12 protein-coding genes are annotated in these 16,274 nt (G+C 37.9%); 8 read left to right on the forward strand and 4 right to left on the reverse strand.

The genetic code is table 11. The features are described from left to right. Positions 1-23: 23 nt before the first annotated feature. From F936_RS11720 to msrB, 4 genes are all read right to left on the reverse strand, one after another. Positions 24-656, reverse strand: coding sequence for a LysE family translocator (locus F936_RS11720; RefSeq protein WP_005047541.1), 633 nt, complete (start codon positions 654-656; stop codon positions 24-26). A 63-nt stretch (positions 657-719) separates the two neighbouring features. Beyond that, positions 720-1,565 (reverse strand): AraC family transcriptional regulator, encoded by an 846-nt coding sequence (locus F936_RS11725; protein ID WP_005047542.1) that lies wholly within the window; start codon positions 1,563-1,565, stop codon positions 720-722. Further along, positions 1,565-2,050: a glutathione peroxidase gene (locus F936_RS11730; protein ID WP_003651303.1), complete on the reverse strand. Its 486-nt coding sequence runs from the start codon at positions 2,048-2,050 to the stop codon at positions 1,565-1,567. The genes F936_RS11725 and F936_RS11730 overlap by 1 nt, the downstream gene beginning before the upstream one ends. Beyond that, the gene (gene msrB / locus F936_RS11735; protein WP_004792889.1) at positions 2,047-2,466 is read right to left on the reverse strand and encodes a peptide-methionine (R)-S-oxide reductase MsrB; all 420 of its coding nucleotides are present in this window, start codon (positions 2,464-2,466) and stop codon (positions 2,047-2,049) included. The genes F936_RS11730 and msrB overlap by 4 nt, the downstream gene beginning before the upstream one ends. 238 nt (positions 2,467-2,704) lie before the next feature. Here msrB and F936_RS11740 point away from each other — a divergent pair, with 238 nt between their 5' ends. From F936_RS11740 to F936_RS11775, 8 genes are all read left to right on the forward strand, one after another. Beyond that, positions 2,705-4,135 (forward strand): pyridoxal phosphate-dependent aminotransferase, encoded by a 1,431-nt coding sequence (locus F936_RS11740; protein ID WP_005047543.1) that lies wholly within the window; start codon positions 2,705-2,707, stop codon positions 4,133-4,135. 474 nt (positions 4,136-4,609) lie between these two features. Beyond that, positions 4,610-5,917, forward strand: coding sequence for a dicarboxylate/amino acid:cation symporter (locus F936_RS11745; RefSeq protein ID WP_003651300.1), 1,308 nt, complete (start codon positions 4,610-4,612; stop codon positions 5,915-5,917). 687 nt (positions 5,918-6,604) lie between these two features. After that, a complete protein-coding gene (locus tag F936_RS11750; protein WP_003651299.1) occupies positions 6,605-7,672 on the forward strand; it encodes a type II asparaginase in 1,068 nt (355 codons plus the stop codon). Between the two features lie 199 nt (positions 7,673-7,871). Beyond that, positions 7,872-11,435, forward strand: a complete 3,564-nt coding sequence (gene dnaE, locus F936_RS11755) for a DNA polymerase III subunit alpha (RefSeq protein WP_005047544.1) — start codon at positions 7,872-7,874, stop codon at positions 11,433-11,435. Between the two features lie 14 nt (positions 11,436-11,449). Continuing rightward, the gene (locus F936_RS11760; RefSeq protein ID WP_005047545.1) at positions 11,450-12,289 is read left to right on the forward strand and encodes an RNA methyltransferase; all 840 of its coding nucleotides are present in this window, start codon (positions 11,450-11,452) and stop codon (positions 12,287-12,289) included. Next, positions 12,282-13,097 (forward strand): serine O-acetyltransferase, encoded by an 816-nt coding sequence (gene cysE, locus F936_RS11765; RefSeq protein WP_005047546.1) that lies wholly within the window; start codon positions 12,282-12,284, stop codon positions 13,095-13,097. The genes F936_RS11760 and cysE overlap by 8 nt, the downstream gene beginning before the upstream one ends. Positions 13,098-13,202: 105 nt before the next feature. Beyond that, positions 13,203-14,144 (forward strand): ABUW_2363 family tetratricopeptide repeat lipoprotein, encoded by a 942-nt coding sequence (locus tag F936_RS11770; protein WP_003651293.1) that lies wholly within the window; start codon positions 13,203-13,205, stop codon positions 14,142-14,144. Between the two features lie 116 nt (positions 14,145-14,260). Then, the gene (locus F936_RS11775; RefSeq protein ID WP_016802329.1) at positions 14,261-16,267 is read left to right on the forward strand and encodes an esterase/lipase family protein; all 2,007 of its coding nucleotides are present in this window, start codon (positions 14,261-14,263) and stop codon (positions 16,265-16,267) included. Positions 16,268-16,274 lie beyond the last annotated feature (7 nt).

Raw genomic sequence — 16,274 nt, forward strand, 5'->3', positions numbered from 1 at the left:
AATATTAAAGGCTGTACACTACATTAACTATAAATAACCAGCAGTACTGCGAAAAATATAAAAGCCAAACTAGAGCAATAATATAGGCCCTTAGCAGAACGTTTAATCTGTTCTAGAACCCGATTTTGAAGCAATAAGCGAACCAATAATAAGTTCCAAGCAAGCACCACTCCAGTCATCCACGTACTCATTAGCAATTTTTGAAGCAGATTAAAGTCATGCTGAATGAGCAACATTAAGCTGCTATAAAACATAATATTTTTCGGATTAAGAAGACTAGATTGTATTCCTAACATTAAACTTTTAATTTTATTCTGGTATTTTTGTTCTTGATCCATCAAACCATTTTTTTCAATAGCAAAAGTTAAGGTGCCAGACCGAGCCGCACTAAAACAAAGGTAACTCAAATAAACCAAATACCCCGCCCCAAGCCATTTAAGTACTAAAAGAATGTTCGTACTCAAATTTCCAAGTAACATAAATCCAAATATACATGCCATCAAAATCAAGGCATTACCAAAAGTAATTCCCACAATGACGCCATATGTATAGCGCAAACCCTTTTGCAAAAGGCTAGTGAGAATCAGAAAGAAGTCAGGTCCCGGAGATAACAAAGCTAAAAAGTGAGTAAAGGCAATAACTAAAAAAACTTCCATAACGGTTTCATCTGTAAACAGTATGGAATAGCTTAAAAATAGAGAAAAATAATTTCTTGTAAATTATTGCGCGGCAACGAGTTGGAACTGACGAGGAGTGATTCCTGTATGGGCTTTGAAAGCTTTATGAAAATGGCTCTGATCACTAAAGCCTAAATTTACAGCCAGCTCTGCGAGTGGAATGCCTTGTTTTAATTGTGCTCTGGCCTGATTAATCTTTAAATTAATTTGAAATGCATGGGGTGTTAAACCAACATTGGCTTTAAATAGGCGAATGATTGCATATCGACTAAGGCCTACCTGTTGGGCAAGCTCTTCTAAAGAAATAAATCGTTCGGATGATTTAATAATATGAATCAAGTCCAAAAAGCTTTCATACAAATATTGAGTTTTCTGTATTTCTTCTAATATAAAATGAGGTAATAACAACTGTGTAAGGCAATAGATAAGCGACTGTTCTTTTTCGAGAATTAATTTTTGAGAATCAAATAAAGTTTCATTCATATCAGAAAAAGCCTGATATAAATTTTCATCTTTAATAATGAGAGGTCTATGCTGGGGCAAATTTAAATCAAAGCCCTCTTTTTGAAATTCGGCGTACCATTGATTAAGCCAAGATATATCCAGATGCAGCATCTGGTAACTCCAAGCCTGATCAGGCAACGGGTTACAAGAATGTTCAATGTGGGCAGGCACAATGACTAATGTGCCGGCAGAAATCTTTTGCTCTGTACCAAATGAGCTTTGAAAAACGCTATTCCCTTCGTCTATAGCTCCAATTGAAAATGTTGGATGACTATGAGACTTATAACATGTTCGGCTAAAACAAGATCTTCTGGTTTCAACATAAGGCATTCGCCCATCTTGCCAAAACTCAAAATCTTGGGGAATAGCGTTCATCGAATTCATTAACTTGCTAATGCTTTTTCAATATCAGCTTCTAAAGCTTCTGGTTTAGTCGTAGGAGCATAGCGATTTAACACAGCGCCATCTCTTCCCACCAAAAATTTGGTAAAGTTCCATTTAATCGTGCTACTGCCTAAAATACCTTTAGCTTCACGTGTTAAATATCTAAAAATCACATGAGCTTCCGGTCCTTTTACATCAACTTTTGCAAACATCGGGAATTTCACCCCATAGTTGCGCTGACAGAACGTACCGATTTCTTTATTGTTACCTGGATCTTGCCCCCCAAACTGGTTGCAGGGAAAACCTAAAACTTCCAAACCTTGATCTTTATATTTCTCATAAAGTTTTTCAAGGCCAGCAAATTGTGGTGTAAAACCACATTTACTCGCAGTATTTACAATTAGTAAAACTTTACCTTTGTAATCAGCTAATTGCTTAACTTCACCCTCTAACAGTTCAGCTTCAAACTGATAAATATTACTCATGGATAGGTTTCCTCATCATTTTTTTCTTGTGATTTCAGTTGTAATGATGCCGAGTTTACACAATAGCGCAAACCAGTCGGCTGTGGTCCATCTTCAAAAACATGCCCTAAATGGGCTTCGCAATCATGACAAACAATTTCAGTTCTGACCATACCATGCGATAAATCGTCATGTTCTTCAATTGCAGTTGGCTCAATCGGTTTAAAGAAGCTAGGCCAACCACAACCACTGTCATATTTAGTATCTGATGAGAACAATTCTGCGCCGCAGCAACGGCAGACATAGGTACCATGTTGCTTAGTATTCCAGTATTGCCCCGTAAATGCAGGTTCAGTGCCCTTTTGTCGTGTAATCCGATACTCTTCTGGTGATAACTCTCTTTGCCATTCCCGGTCTGTTTTATTGACTTTTCCCATGACATGCACCTTTATTCTGATGTAAACATTTCTGATGATTGAGTTTTATATTTACGCCATTCATCACAAAAACACTAGTCTCTGAACGTAAAATTTGTTGGAATTTAATCATCTAAGCAATAGAAAGCAAAAAGTAAGCAAAATTCAAAATCAAAAGTAAGCAAAATTATGCTTTATTTTCTTCCAAGGAAGCAAAGATGGTGCTATTCTTGTTTGGCACGGTTGTATAGGACAAAACATGTCTCAGAAAAAAAGTGTGCTTTTCCAGCAACTATTACCAGTTATCAAACAGTATCAGCAATCGGGCTTTACCCATGAAAAAATTGTTGAATTACTAAAAGATCAACACGATCTAAATTTGGTAACAGTTAAAACATTTAAAAGTTATTTATACCGATATGCAAAAGTGAATCCAGTTATGTCTAAAAATACTGCTACCATCCATTCCATGCCCTCCACTCGAGAAATTAAAAAATCATCAAAACTTGAGCATGTTTGTTATGACATTCGTGGGCCGGTATTGCGAGCCGCCAATGAAATGGAAGAGCAAGGACATAAAATTATCAAATTAAATATTGGTAACCCTGCTCCATTTGGTTTTGAAGCACCACAAGAAATTATTAATGATGTTGCTTTAAACCTACCAAATGCAATTGGTTATGTTGATTCAAAAGGTATCTTCCCTGCTCGTAAAGCAATTTGTCAGTATTACCAGCAAAAAGGGATCTTAAATATGCATGTCAATGACGTGTATATTGGCAATGGCGTATCTGAACTCATTGTCATGGCTATGCAAGGCCTATTAGATGATGGCGACGAAATGCTAATTCCAATGCCAGATTATCCACTTTGGACAGCAGCTGTTAATCTTTCAGGTGGTACAGCAATCCACTATAAATGTGATGAAGAAAATAGCTGGTATCCAGATATTGCTGATATTGAAAGTAAAATTACGCCGAACACACGCGGCATTGTCATTATTAATCCGAACAACCCGACTGGTTCAGTATATCCACGTCATGTGCTTGAACAAATTGTCGCAGTTGCAAAGAAACATGACTTAATTTTATTTGCTGACGAAATTTACGACAAAATTATTTATGACGGCATTGAACATGTTTCAGTGGCGTCATTAGCTGGTGACCAGCTATGCGTATCTTTTAATGGCTTATCAAAAGCTTATCGTATTGCAGGTTTCCGTTCAGGTTGGATGGCAATTACTGGTGACAAAAGCCGTGCTGCTGACTATATCGAAGGTTTAGATATGTTGGCATCGATGCGCCTATGTGCAAACGTTCAAGCTCAATATGCGATTCAAACCGCCCTCGGAGGATATCAATCAATTAATGACCTGATTCGTCCGGGTGGCCGTTTATACGAACAGCGTAATATTGCTTGGGAAATGCTAAATGAGATTCCTGGGGTAAGCTGCGTGAAACCAGAGGGAGCAATGTATTGTTTCCCTCGCCTCGATCCGAACATCTATCCAATTGAAGATGACGAAAAGTTAATGCTGGATTTGTTACGTGCAGAAAAAGTGTTATTGGTGCAAGGTACGGGCTTTAATTGGCCAACTCCAGATCATTTCCGTGTGGTTTTTTTACCTGCTGAAAATGAATTACGAGAAGCAATTACTCGTTTAGGTCGTTTTTTAGCCAACCGTCGTTAAAAAAATGCATATCAAAAAAGGCATCTTAAATTGGATGCCTTTTTTGATAATTCTATTTTATTATTTAAAAAAAAGAATAATCGCAAATACTTTCACCCTCCTACCCACTCAAAAACAACACTTTGAAGTTAAATACTTTTCATTAGAAATTTAATTCTTTTAACCTTTAAATTCAGCCTAAAAATTTATTTATATATTTTTTACCATACGTTTAATTTTGTATGTAATTTCGCATTTTCCTCTATCTTCATTATGCAAAAAATGCATGGATCAATATTTTTTTGCATTTCACACTGCATCAAAATCGAGCAACAATCCATCTCCATAACAACATCACCATATTCGATTCGGTTTAAACAGATACAGATCTAGGAAGATAAAATCGTTAAAACGACCGGACTGAACTAACAAGGAAAGCTTTCAATTATCCAAATCCCATCAAAGGATGATTGAATCAAATGGATAGAGGTTCATATGAAGCAAAAGAAATTGCTCAAGTATATTGTTGTTGCTATTTTACTTGGCATACTGACAGGTTGGATTTGTCACCACTTCTTTAATGAAGGTGAACAACTGAAGCAAATCGCTTCTTATTTCAGCATTATTTCAGACATCTTTTTACGCTTAATCAAAATGATTATTGCTCCACTGGTATTTGCCACAATTGTTGCAGGCATTGTATCAATGGGGAAATCTACATCAATTGGAAGTATTACACTTAAGTCAATGACTTGGTTTATTACTGCTTCGTTTGTATCGCTTGCAATCGGGATGGGATTAGCTAACTTCTTCCAACCTGGTGCAGCTTTAGATTTAGCATTACCAACAGCACAACAAATTAGTAGCTCTTCTCTCCCAACTACTACTGGTTTCACCCTACAATCATTCTTAAGCCATGTTTTCCCACGCAGCATTGCAGAAGCAATGGCCAACAATGACATCCTACAAGTACTCGTTTTTTCAATTTTCTTTGGTTCAGCTCTTGCTTTTGTTAATCAAGGCAACGAAAAAGACTCAGTTATTGTTCGTTTGACTGAAGAACTCAGTAAAATCATGTTCCGCATTACCGATTACGTCATGATGTTCGCCCCTTTTGCAGTATTTGCAGCAATGGCTTCTGCAATTACCGTACAAGGTTTAGGCTTAATCGTTGACTACGGTATTTTAATTGCAGAGTTCTATTTCGGTCTTCTATTACTTTGGATCATTTTATTCTCTGTCGGTGCGATCGTACTGAAAAAAGATATTTTCCGCTTAGGCAAATTAATTCGTGAACCTGTAACGCTTGCTTTTGCTACAGCTTCAAGTGAATCTGCGTACCCAAAAGTAATGGATGCATTAAATAAATTTGGTGTACCTAAAAAAGTGACTAGCTTCGTACTACCTTTAGGTTATTCATTTAACTTAGATGGTTCAATGATGTACACCACTTTTGCAGTACTGTTTATTGCTCAAGCTTACAACATCGATCTTAGCTTCACTCAACAAATCTTAATTCTGTTAACTCTTATGGTGACAAGTAAAGGTATTGCGGGTGTATCACGAGCTTCTATCGTCGTTATTTCAGCAACACTCACCATGTTCAATTTACCTGAAGCAGGTATTCTATTATTGCTTGGTATCGATCAGTTCCTTGACATGGGTCGTACTGCAACAAACGTAGTAGGCAACAGTATTGCTACTGCCGTAGTTGCTAAACTTGAAGGTGATAAAGTAACTGATACTGAAGAACTATCAGAGCCTGTATTAATTAAATCAACTCAAGAACAAACGACAGCTTAAGTTTCTCTTTTCTCCCGCTCTCCCAACTTAAGAGCAATTTTATATGACCTTATAAAATTGCTCTTCTTTTTATTCTAAAATTAAACAATCAAAATTTATCTGTATTTTTATATTAAATAATGAGCCCAATAATGCACTTTAACTCTTATTAAATTTTCTTAAAGCAAACCTTAAAAAGAGAATAAAAATCACTCAAACAGAATTTATATTCTTAGAAACAAACCTCAAGTGGTTAAATTTTAATTCATTTTATTATAACTTAATTATATTAAACTACTCTAATTACTATTTAGTTTCTCTACTAAAAAATTTATATTATTTTACTTATAAATAATAAATTTTAAAATCAATACTTTATAAATACCAAATGGTAAATAAAACCCCATCTCACTCATTATTTTTTAATTTTATAAAGATAAAAAAATCATTTAATTTCTTTATATTAAAAAGTAAACAAATCGAGATAAATTAGAAAAACTTAATAGATTTTTTATTTTATTCATGATATTTATTAACGCTGAATAAAAGCAATGACTAAGTAATTGTTGGTGAAACAAAATGCTATTCAGGGATGCTTCTTATTCAGCAAGTTACGAATATGTTTTACATGGTATGTATTTTGCTTAGGAAAAGCAGACATATTCGACAAACTTTTTTTACTTTCGTCACTTCATAAGGATATTTTCGATGTTGACTAAAACTGTTAAATCTTTAGGTTTAGCGATGGGCTTATTGGCCTGCTCTCTCCCACTTTACGCAAAAAACAATGTAGTTGTTGTTGCCACTGGCGGTACTATCGCAGGTGCTGGCGCAAGTTCAGCAAATAGCGCAACTTACACTGCTGCAAAAGTTCCAGTTGATACTTTAATCAATGCAGTTCCACAAATTAAAGATTTGGCAAATGTAACTGGTATTCAAGCATTACAGGTCGCTTCTGAAAGCATTACTGACAAGGAATTATTACAAATTGCTCGTCAAGTAAATGAACTTGTTAAAAAGCCTTCTGTAAATGGCGTTGTGATTACTCACGGTACAGATACTTTAGAAGAAACAGCGTTTTTCTTAAATCTGGTAGTTCACACTGATAAACCAATTGTGCTTGTTGGTTCAATGCGTCCTTCAACTGCTCTTTCAGCAGATGGCCCACTTAACCTTTATAGTGCAGTTGCTTTAGCAGCTTCTGATGATGCAAAAAATAAAGGCGTTATGGTTCTTATGAACGACTCTATTTTTGCTGCACGTGATGTAACTAAAGGCATTAACATTCATACAAATGCTTTTGTTAGCCAATGGGGCGCTTTAGGTACATTAGTTGAAGGCAAGCCATACTGGTTCAGACAGTCTGTAAAACGTTTTACAAATGCTTCTGAATTTAATATCGAGAATATTAAAGGCGATGCGCTCCCAACAGTACAGATCGTTTATGGCTCAGGCTCTATGCTTCCTGATGCTTATGAAGCATATGCAAAAGCAGGTGCTAAAGCGATTATCAATGCAGGCACTGGTAACGGTTCGGTACCAAAATATATCGTCCCAACTTTACAAAATCTTCACGACAAGAACGGTATTCAAATTATCCGTTCATCACGTGTTGCACAAGGTTTTGTAGTGCGTGATGCAGAACAACCTGACTCTAAATATGGTTGGGTAGCAGCACATGATTTGAATCCTCAAAAAGCGCGTCTACTTGCCGCATTAGCGCTTACTAAGACTAATGATACTCAAGAAATTCAGCGTATGTTCTGGCAGTACTAAGTTTTTCAACCAGCTCAAACCTAGATGTTTGGGCTGGTCATATTTTATAAAAATAATGTCTTTTATATTAAATCTGTACAATAGATGTTCAACTCATTCTTCTTAAATAATAAAATCCTTAACAGTTTGCCAAAATATTAACCATTTCCTTTTAACTTTGCGTGTTAAACTATGCTGCGGTCGCATTAAGGATTGGTTTATGCAGTTTGTTCATCTAGGTATTTATACAGAATTTTCGATTACGGAGTCGATAGTTCGCATACCTGACTTGGTCAATGCTGCAGTTAAAGACCAAATGCCTGCGTTGGCATTAACTGACCTCTCTAACCTCCATGCGGCGGTAAAGTTTTATAATTCTTGTTTAAAAAAAGGAATTAAGCCGCTTTTAGGTAGCACAATTCGCCTTGATGATGCTCAACATCGTGTCACCTTACTTGCAATGAGTGATATTGGGTGGAAAAGTCTGACCGAAATCGTTTCACGCGGTTTTATTGAAGGACAACAGCTCAGTATTCCATGTGTACAAAAAGAATGGGTACTTGAACAGCATCAAGATATTATCGTCTTACTTGGTCAGCATAGTGATGTTGGTCAGATGCTTTGCTCATCTAACCCTCAAAAAGCTGCTCCCCTTTTAGAAGCATGGCTCGAAAAGTTTGGTAACCGTGTTTATCTTGCTTTAACACGTACTGACCGTCCCGGTGAAGAAGACTTTATTCAAGAAGCAGCTAAGCTTGCTGCACAATATAATGTTGGTGTAGTTGCACATAATGATGTGCACTTTGTAGAAAAAGAAGATTTCGAGGCACACGAAGCACGTGTTTGTATCGCTGATGGTTATGTATTAGCAGATAATCGCCGTCCACGGACGTATAGCCCAGAGCAGCACTTTAAAACCTCAGATGAAATGATCGAGTTGTTTTCTGATATTCCTAGTGCTATCGAGAACACCTATCATATTGCTAAACGCTGCAACGTTAAACTACAACTCGGCACTTACTTTTTACCTGACTATCCAATTCCAGCTGGTTTTACCATCGACACTTATTTTGAACATTTGTCTAAAGTAGGTTTGGAAGAACGCTTAAATTATCTTTACCCTGTTGAAAAACGTGGTGAGGATTGGCCAGAGATTCGTAAGCCTTACGATGAACGAATTGATTATGAAGTCGGTATTATCCTAAAAATGGGTTTCCCAGGATACTTCCTCATCGTCATGGACTTTATTCAATGGGCAAAAAATAATGGTGTTCCTGTAGGACCAGGCCGTGGTTCAGGTGCAGGTTCATTAGTCGCATATAGCTTAAAAATTACTGACCTTGATCCACTTCGTTACGATCTACTCTTTGAACGTTTCTTAAACCCAGAACGTGTATCGATGCCTGACTTTGACGTCGATTTCTGTATTGCTGGACGTGACCGCGTCATTGATTACGTATCGCGTACTTATGGCCGCGAAGCCGTTTCACAAATTGCAACTTTCGGAACTATGGCAGCAAAAGGTGCAATCCGTGACGTTGCGCGTGTATTAGGTAAATCTTACGGTTTAGCTGACCGTATTTCAAAAATGGTGCCTACGAAACCGCTCGGTGTGGACTTAGCCACTGCTATTGATATGGAACCTCAGCTTAAAGATATTGTGACCAACCCATCTAACCCAGATAACGACGATGCAAGCGAAATCTGGGAAATGGCATTAAAATTAGAAGGTGTAACCCGAAATACTGGTAAACATGCCGGAGGTGTAGTCATTGCACCAGGTAAAATTACCGATTTCTCGGCTGTACTTTGTGATGCAGATGGAACGAACCGTGTTGCTCAATATGATAAAGACGATGTAGAAGCAGCAGGTCTGGTCAAATTCGACTTCTTGGGCTTACGTAACTTAACCGTTATTGAAGACGCCATCCAAAATATTAATAAAAAACGCGACAGTAATGATCAGCTCAATATCTTGAATGTTCCTCTAGACGACGCTAAAGCATATTCTGTCTTTGCCGATGCAAATACGACAGCGGTATTCCAGTTTGAATCCGTCGGCATGAAACGGATGCTTAAAGAAGCACGCCCAAGTAAATTCGAAGAAATTATTGCGTTCGTATCACTGTATCGTCCAGGTCCAATGGACCTGATTCCTGACTTTATTCACCGTATGCATGGTGGAGATTTTGAATATCTCCATCCCCTTCTTGAAGGTGTATTAGAACCAACATACGGGATTATGGTTTATCAGGAACAGGTGATGCAGGCTGCACAAATCTGTGCAGGTTACACGTTAGGCGGCGCAGATTTATTACGCCGTGCAATGGGTAAAAAGAAACCTGAGGAAATGGTTAAGCAACGCCAAATTTTCCTAGAAGGTGCTGCTGAAAAAGGGATTGATGAAAGCACAGCCAACCATATCTTTGACTATATGGAAAAGTTTGCAGGCTATGGTTTTAACAAATCTCACGCCGCTGCTTATGCACTCGTTGCCTACCATACAGCATGGTTGAAAGCTCATTACCCTGCTGAGTTTATGGCAGCCGTAATGACATCGGAAATGCAAAACACAGACAGTGTTGTATTCTTGATTGATGACTGTCGAAATAATAATCTTGATGTCTTACCACCATCGGTCAACATGTCGACTTATCACTTCCATGCGAGTAATGATAAAACGATTGTTTACGGTTTAGGTGCAATTAAAGGCGTCGGCGAACAAGCAATGCAGTCAGTTATTGACTCTCGTCGACAATATGGCCCTTATACAGATCTATTCGATTTTTGCCATCGTATTGATTTAAAGAAAATCAATAAGCGTACTCTTGAAGCTTTAATTCGTGCGGGTGCACTCGATTGCTTAGGAATTGAACGTGCAAGCTTAATGGCTCAATTGCCTGAAGCTGTTCAAGCTGCTGAACAAGCGCGAAGTAACCGTGAAAGCGGTATTATGGATTTATTTGGTGAAGTTGAGGAAGTTCAACGTAAACCAGCTAAACCTGTAAAACCGTGGAGCGATGAAGTTCGTCTAAAAGGCGAAAAAGATACGCTTGGTTTATATCTAACAGGTCATCCAATTGATGTTTATCGACAAGAACTCAAAGCTTTTATTCCTGTAAAACTAAATGAAATTACAGCTACGCGTCGTGGCGTTACTACGGTTTATGCAGGTTTAGTCATTGATGTCGCAAACTTCCCGAACCGTGTGGTTATTGTACTTGATGATGGTACGGCACGTTTTGAAGTCAGCTGTAATCATGAGCGCTTCCAACGTTTTAAAGATATCGTTCAAGTGGAACGTGTTGTAGTTTTCGAAGGCGAAATCTATGAACGAGAAGGCTTTGATCGTCCAATGGGACGTTTAACCAAAGCTTTCACCTTAAATGAAATAAGACAAAAACGTGCTAATAGCATTCAAATCAAATTAACAGAAGAGTTCATGCAACCAACATTGGCAAAAGATCTGCAAAACATGATCTTGCCATTTTGCAATGTTGATATGCATCAGCATATCGCTCTACAGTTACAGATTGATCAACCCTATGCTCAAGCCGAGCTTCAGTTTGGTCCGCAATGGAAAGTCGCTCCTCTAGATGAATTACTTGCTAAACTTAGAGATTATTTTGGTAAAGATAATATTTATATTGAATATCAAGTAAAGTCGAAAGCGGCTAAAGCAGCAGACCCTGTTCGTCCACATGCTGTTGCCTCTCCTCCTGCGGGTATGTCTATGGACGATGCATTGGATTTATACCAAAGCGAAGTTTCTCAATATTCGTAATTTCTGGAAATCTTATGAGTTCGTTTGACCACACCACCGTGTCAAAACAATTAGCACAAGTGCGTATTGTCATGGTAAATACTACTTTGCCTGCCAATATTGGCAGTGCTTTACGTGCCATGAAAACAATGGGACTCATTAAATTAGTTCTTGTAGCACCCAAAACATATCCTCATCCAGATATACAAGCGCTTGCTGCCGGTGCCCAAGATTTATTTGAGCACCTTGAGATTGTAGACACCTTAGAAGATGCGATTAAAGATTGCCATTTGGTTTTTGGAACAAGTGCACGTAGTCGCACCATTCCTTGGCCTTTACTTGATGTGCGACCTGCGGCTAAAGAAGCCATTAAAGCAACCTCTCAAGGACAACAAATTGCGATTGTTTTTGGTCGCGAAGACCGTGGTTTAACTAACGAAGAATTAGCACTGGCAAATTACCATTTAACGATTCCTGTAAATCCGGACTATGGTGTATTAAATGTTGCGCAAGCGATTCAAGTCGTATGTTATGAGCTTCGCATGTCTGCTCTGGAACAAGACAAAGTCGATCAGAATGTAGATGAAATGCCATTAGTGCAAGGCCAAAGCATGCAATGGGATGAACCTTTGGTTACTCAGCAACAAATGGAAGAGTTTTATCCTCACCTAGAAAAAATGCTGACTGAAATTGAATTTTTAGATCCAGAGAATCCACGTTTATTGCCTTTACGCTTGCGTCGTCTGTTTGGTCGTATACAATTAGATCGTATGGAATATCATTTACTTCGCGGTATTTTTAGTCGTGTGCAAGCTCTAACCAGTGGTAAATGGAAAAAAGCATTATCTGACAAGGAGGATCAACCCAATGCTTAAGCAGCTTAAAGAAGATATAAAGGCTGTATTTGCGCGAGATCCTGCTGCCCGCAATACACTCGAAGTTCTTACTACTTATCCTGGCATTCATGCAATTATGATGCATCGTGTTGCACATGAATTATGGCAAAAAGATTGTAAAGGTGCAGCTCGCCTACTTTCTTCATTTAGCCGTTTTGCCACAGGAATCGAAATTCATCCGGGTGCTAAAATCGGTAAGCGTTTTTTTATTGATCATGGTATGGGTGTTGTGATTGGTGAAACTGCTGAAATTGGCGATGATGTTACGCTTTATCATGGTGTTACCTTAGGTGGTACAACATGGAAGACTGGCAAACGCCATCCAACTTTAGAAGACGGTGTGGTTGTTGGTGCCGGTGCGAAAATTTTGGGCCCATTTACGGTAGGTAAAGGTGCTAAAGTCGGTTCAAATGCCGTGGTAACTAAAGCTGTTCCTGCTGGTGTGACCGCTGTAGGAAACCCTGCTCGCTATATTTATAAAGATGCCGACAAAAATAACGATAAAGATGAAGCACGTCGTCGTGATTATGCACAAAGTATTGGTTTTGCCCCATATGCGACAACTGCTGATCAGTCAGACCCTATTTTAGAAGGTATGCGCGTTTTGCTTGATCGTATTCAGAACAATGAAACGCGTATGAATAATTTATGCCAGTGTTTATCAGAGCTAGACCCTAGCTTCAAAAAAGAAAATCAAGATGAACAACCTTTTAGTGATGAAGAGCTAAAAATTCTTGAAGAAGTGCGTCGTGAATGTGGTGCACAAAACAAGATATCAAAAACGTAATATTCTTGATTCATAATGTAACACGCTTACTCTTGCATGTCGGTTTAGCTTTTCCTAGACTTACCACTACCAAATCTGACTTTACTAAAATGAACGGAAGATCCTATGAATTTTAAGCCTTTGGCATATATCATCCTTGCGACCTCAAGTTTAACAGCTTGTACAATGGCACCTGTAAAACAACAAAAAATTGAGCCTTTTGTTTTCAAGGAACCAGAGCTTACTCCTCCTTTTTATGCACTAAACCCTTTTAACTATGATCAGCCTCCGGCATTTGAAGTTGCATTAAAAGACGCTGCTGCACAGCCAGTAACGAAAATGGTGGTTAATCGTCAAGATGACCCAACCAAACAGCTTACTCTCGACACCAACAAACTGATTGTTCCGACTGTAAATAATTCACAGCGCTCAATGAAATACGCAGTTTTAGCTGGTGAGAATGAAATTGATGTTACGAGCATTGATGACTTCTTACAGTTAGTGGAAGGCAAAGCACGTCACTATCCACCTCGCTTTACTGACCGCCAAGAACGTAAAGGCTTCGAAAGTAAACTTAAAGAAGTAACACAGCAACTCGATACACTTGCTGCAAACCCAAATGCATCATTTGATATTTTGCTTCGCGCTTTTAAAGCAAGTGTTCTTGCACGTAACCTTGATTTAGGTACTGCTCATACCACTAGATCTTTAGAATATGCTCAAAGACTTTTAAAAATTAGCCCAGATGACGCGGAAGCAAACTTCTGGTTCGGTTTTGGCTTATCTGAAGGTGGTGGCCAACGTGAAGCCATTCCATATTTAGATAAAGCAATTAAAGGTAATGTTCAAGAAGCATATCTAGCTGCTGCAAACAACTATATTGCGATGGAGCAAAAGAAAAATGCGATCCAGACGCTTAAGAATTATAAAGTTAAATATCCAGACGAATCGGAAATTGCTGATCGTTTAATTCAAGAAATTGAAAAACAAGGTCGTTGGAACGTATGGCAAGTTTTAACTAACCCTGCAATGTCTGCAACTACCCCAAGTGCAACATCTAAAAAATAAGCTTAATTTTATAAAAAAGGGCTGTTTTGACAGCCCTTTTTTCTATTTGATCATTTGAAAAATATTTTAAAATTTGTATGATCTACCTACCATTGAGCCACTAAATTTTGACCATAATGTTTTCAATAAAAAGAAGCAAAACAGTATTGACGGTCATACTACTCGGTTCAATTCTGAGTGGTTGTCAGGTCGTTAATGTTAAACAGCAAGCTTTGAATGTAACTATTGCAAATGAACGTAATAGTATTCTTACCCAAAATAAACTCAGCGAAGCAAGTCTGAATGTTTTATCAATGTCTGGTCAGGAAGCTAAAGTTTGTACTGACACACCTGATAACTGTGTAAATCAACTCAAAAAATTACCTCAAATTTTAGATGAACAGTTCTTATCAGCTGCAAGTGAAATGTATTTGGCAAAAGCAATGGCCTTGTCAGATTCTTCGGATTGTAAAATTAGTAGATTTACTAAACATAAGTCTGAAGAAGAACAAACCAATATTCAAAGTAAATACGATGATTGTTTAGACCAGCAATTAAATTTACTGGATAAAAGTATTCGTTATAGTTACGCCTATTTGTTTTCCACAAAGCGCCAGCCTACTGACCGTATTTTTGATAATAGACAAGTTCAAATTCGTGACTTCTATAATCAAGCAATTGCCAAAATGGTCGGTGCTTATGATTTACGCTACCCTAAAAAAAATGGTGTTGAACCCCAAATACATATTGGTAAAAGTGTCTATTCGATTGATTTCGAATTTCACCAGCAGCTTGCCGGGCAAAAATTAGAAAAGTTAATTTCTAGTTATAATTTAAATTTTTCAGGGTTAAGAACCATTAACCGCCGTGATGGTTTTGGATCTGAATTTGTAGCGGTTTTTCCGAGTTCAGGAAAAGAAGATATTAATGAGTATATTTTAGACCCGCTTAAATACAATTATAAAAATGGTGTTAATCCAAATATTCATCATGCACGTTATTTGGCTGCAACTATTGTAGCTGAACCAAAACATGCGACCACTGTTGAAGAAATTATTAATAATCCTGAATTCGTGATTCGGGTTTACGATCCATACCGGACCGACAATATTAATGTAGCAAGAAAACAATATCCTCTAGCGGCCAACTTTTCCGCGCCTTACGGCCTATGGTTAGCTGAGAATAATTTAGGTGTCGCGGCTTATTTAAGTCTGATTGATCGTGATCAGCATTTAACCATGCCACACCTATATATGCTTGAACCATACAACCCAAATAAGAAAATTATTGTGTTAGTACATGGCCTAGCAAGTAGTCCTGAGGCATGGATTGCTTTGACTAATGATGTTATGGGTGACACGGTTTTAAGAGATAATTATCAAGTTTGGCAAGTTTTCTATTCGACTAATATGCCGATTCTGGAAAGCCGTTTCCAAACTTATGCCCTTCTTAAGCAAGCTTTTGGTTCTTTGAACCCTAATGATCCTGCTGCACATGATGCTGTACTGGTTGGACATAGTATGGGAGGTATTATTAGCCGTTTACTAGTAAGTGATGGAGATATTACCAAGCCTGCTTTAGAGCTAATGACGACACGTCAGCAAAACCGCTTTAAGAAACATCCAATGGTTACTGAACGATTGCAAATGCATTCAATTAATAATTTTGATCGTGCAATTTTCTTGGCTTCTCCTCATCGAGGTACAGATTATGCAGATCGCTGGTTTACATTAGCAGCGCGTAAAGTTATTCGTCTACCTGGTGCTTTTTTATCAGCTGTAGCAACTTCACTCACCACCGAAAATTTAGATGTTAAAGATTTCTTGAGTAATATTGATAGTGGTTTGATTCAAAATGGTCCAAGCGATTTGAGTCATCAGTCCAAATTTATGGAGCTCACAGAAAATATTAATCCTCATAAAGGCTTGGTTTTTCACTCAATTATGGGAAATATCACCAAGAGCGATGATCCAAATGTAATTACTGATGGTATTGTTCCGTATAAAAGTGCTCACTTAGAGGGTGCCAAATCTGAGAAGGTTCTTCCAGGTGGACATTCAATTCAGTTAACGCCGCAAGCCGTTTTAGAACTGCGTCGTATTTTACGAGAGCATTTAGTCGAACATGGTTTATATAAACCATAAAAATAAA

Origin of the sequence: Acinetobacter calcoaceticus DSM 30006 = CIP 81.8 (assembly GCF_000368965.1) — a bacterium.
In the GTDB taxonomy this organism is placed as follows: domain Bacteria; phylum Pseudomonadota; class Gammaproteobacteria; order Pseudomonadales; family Moraxellaceae; genus Acinetobacter; species Acinetobacter calcoaceticus.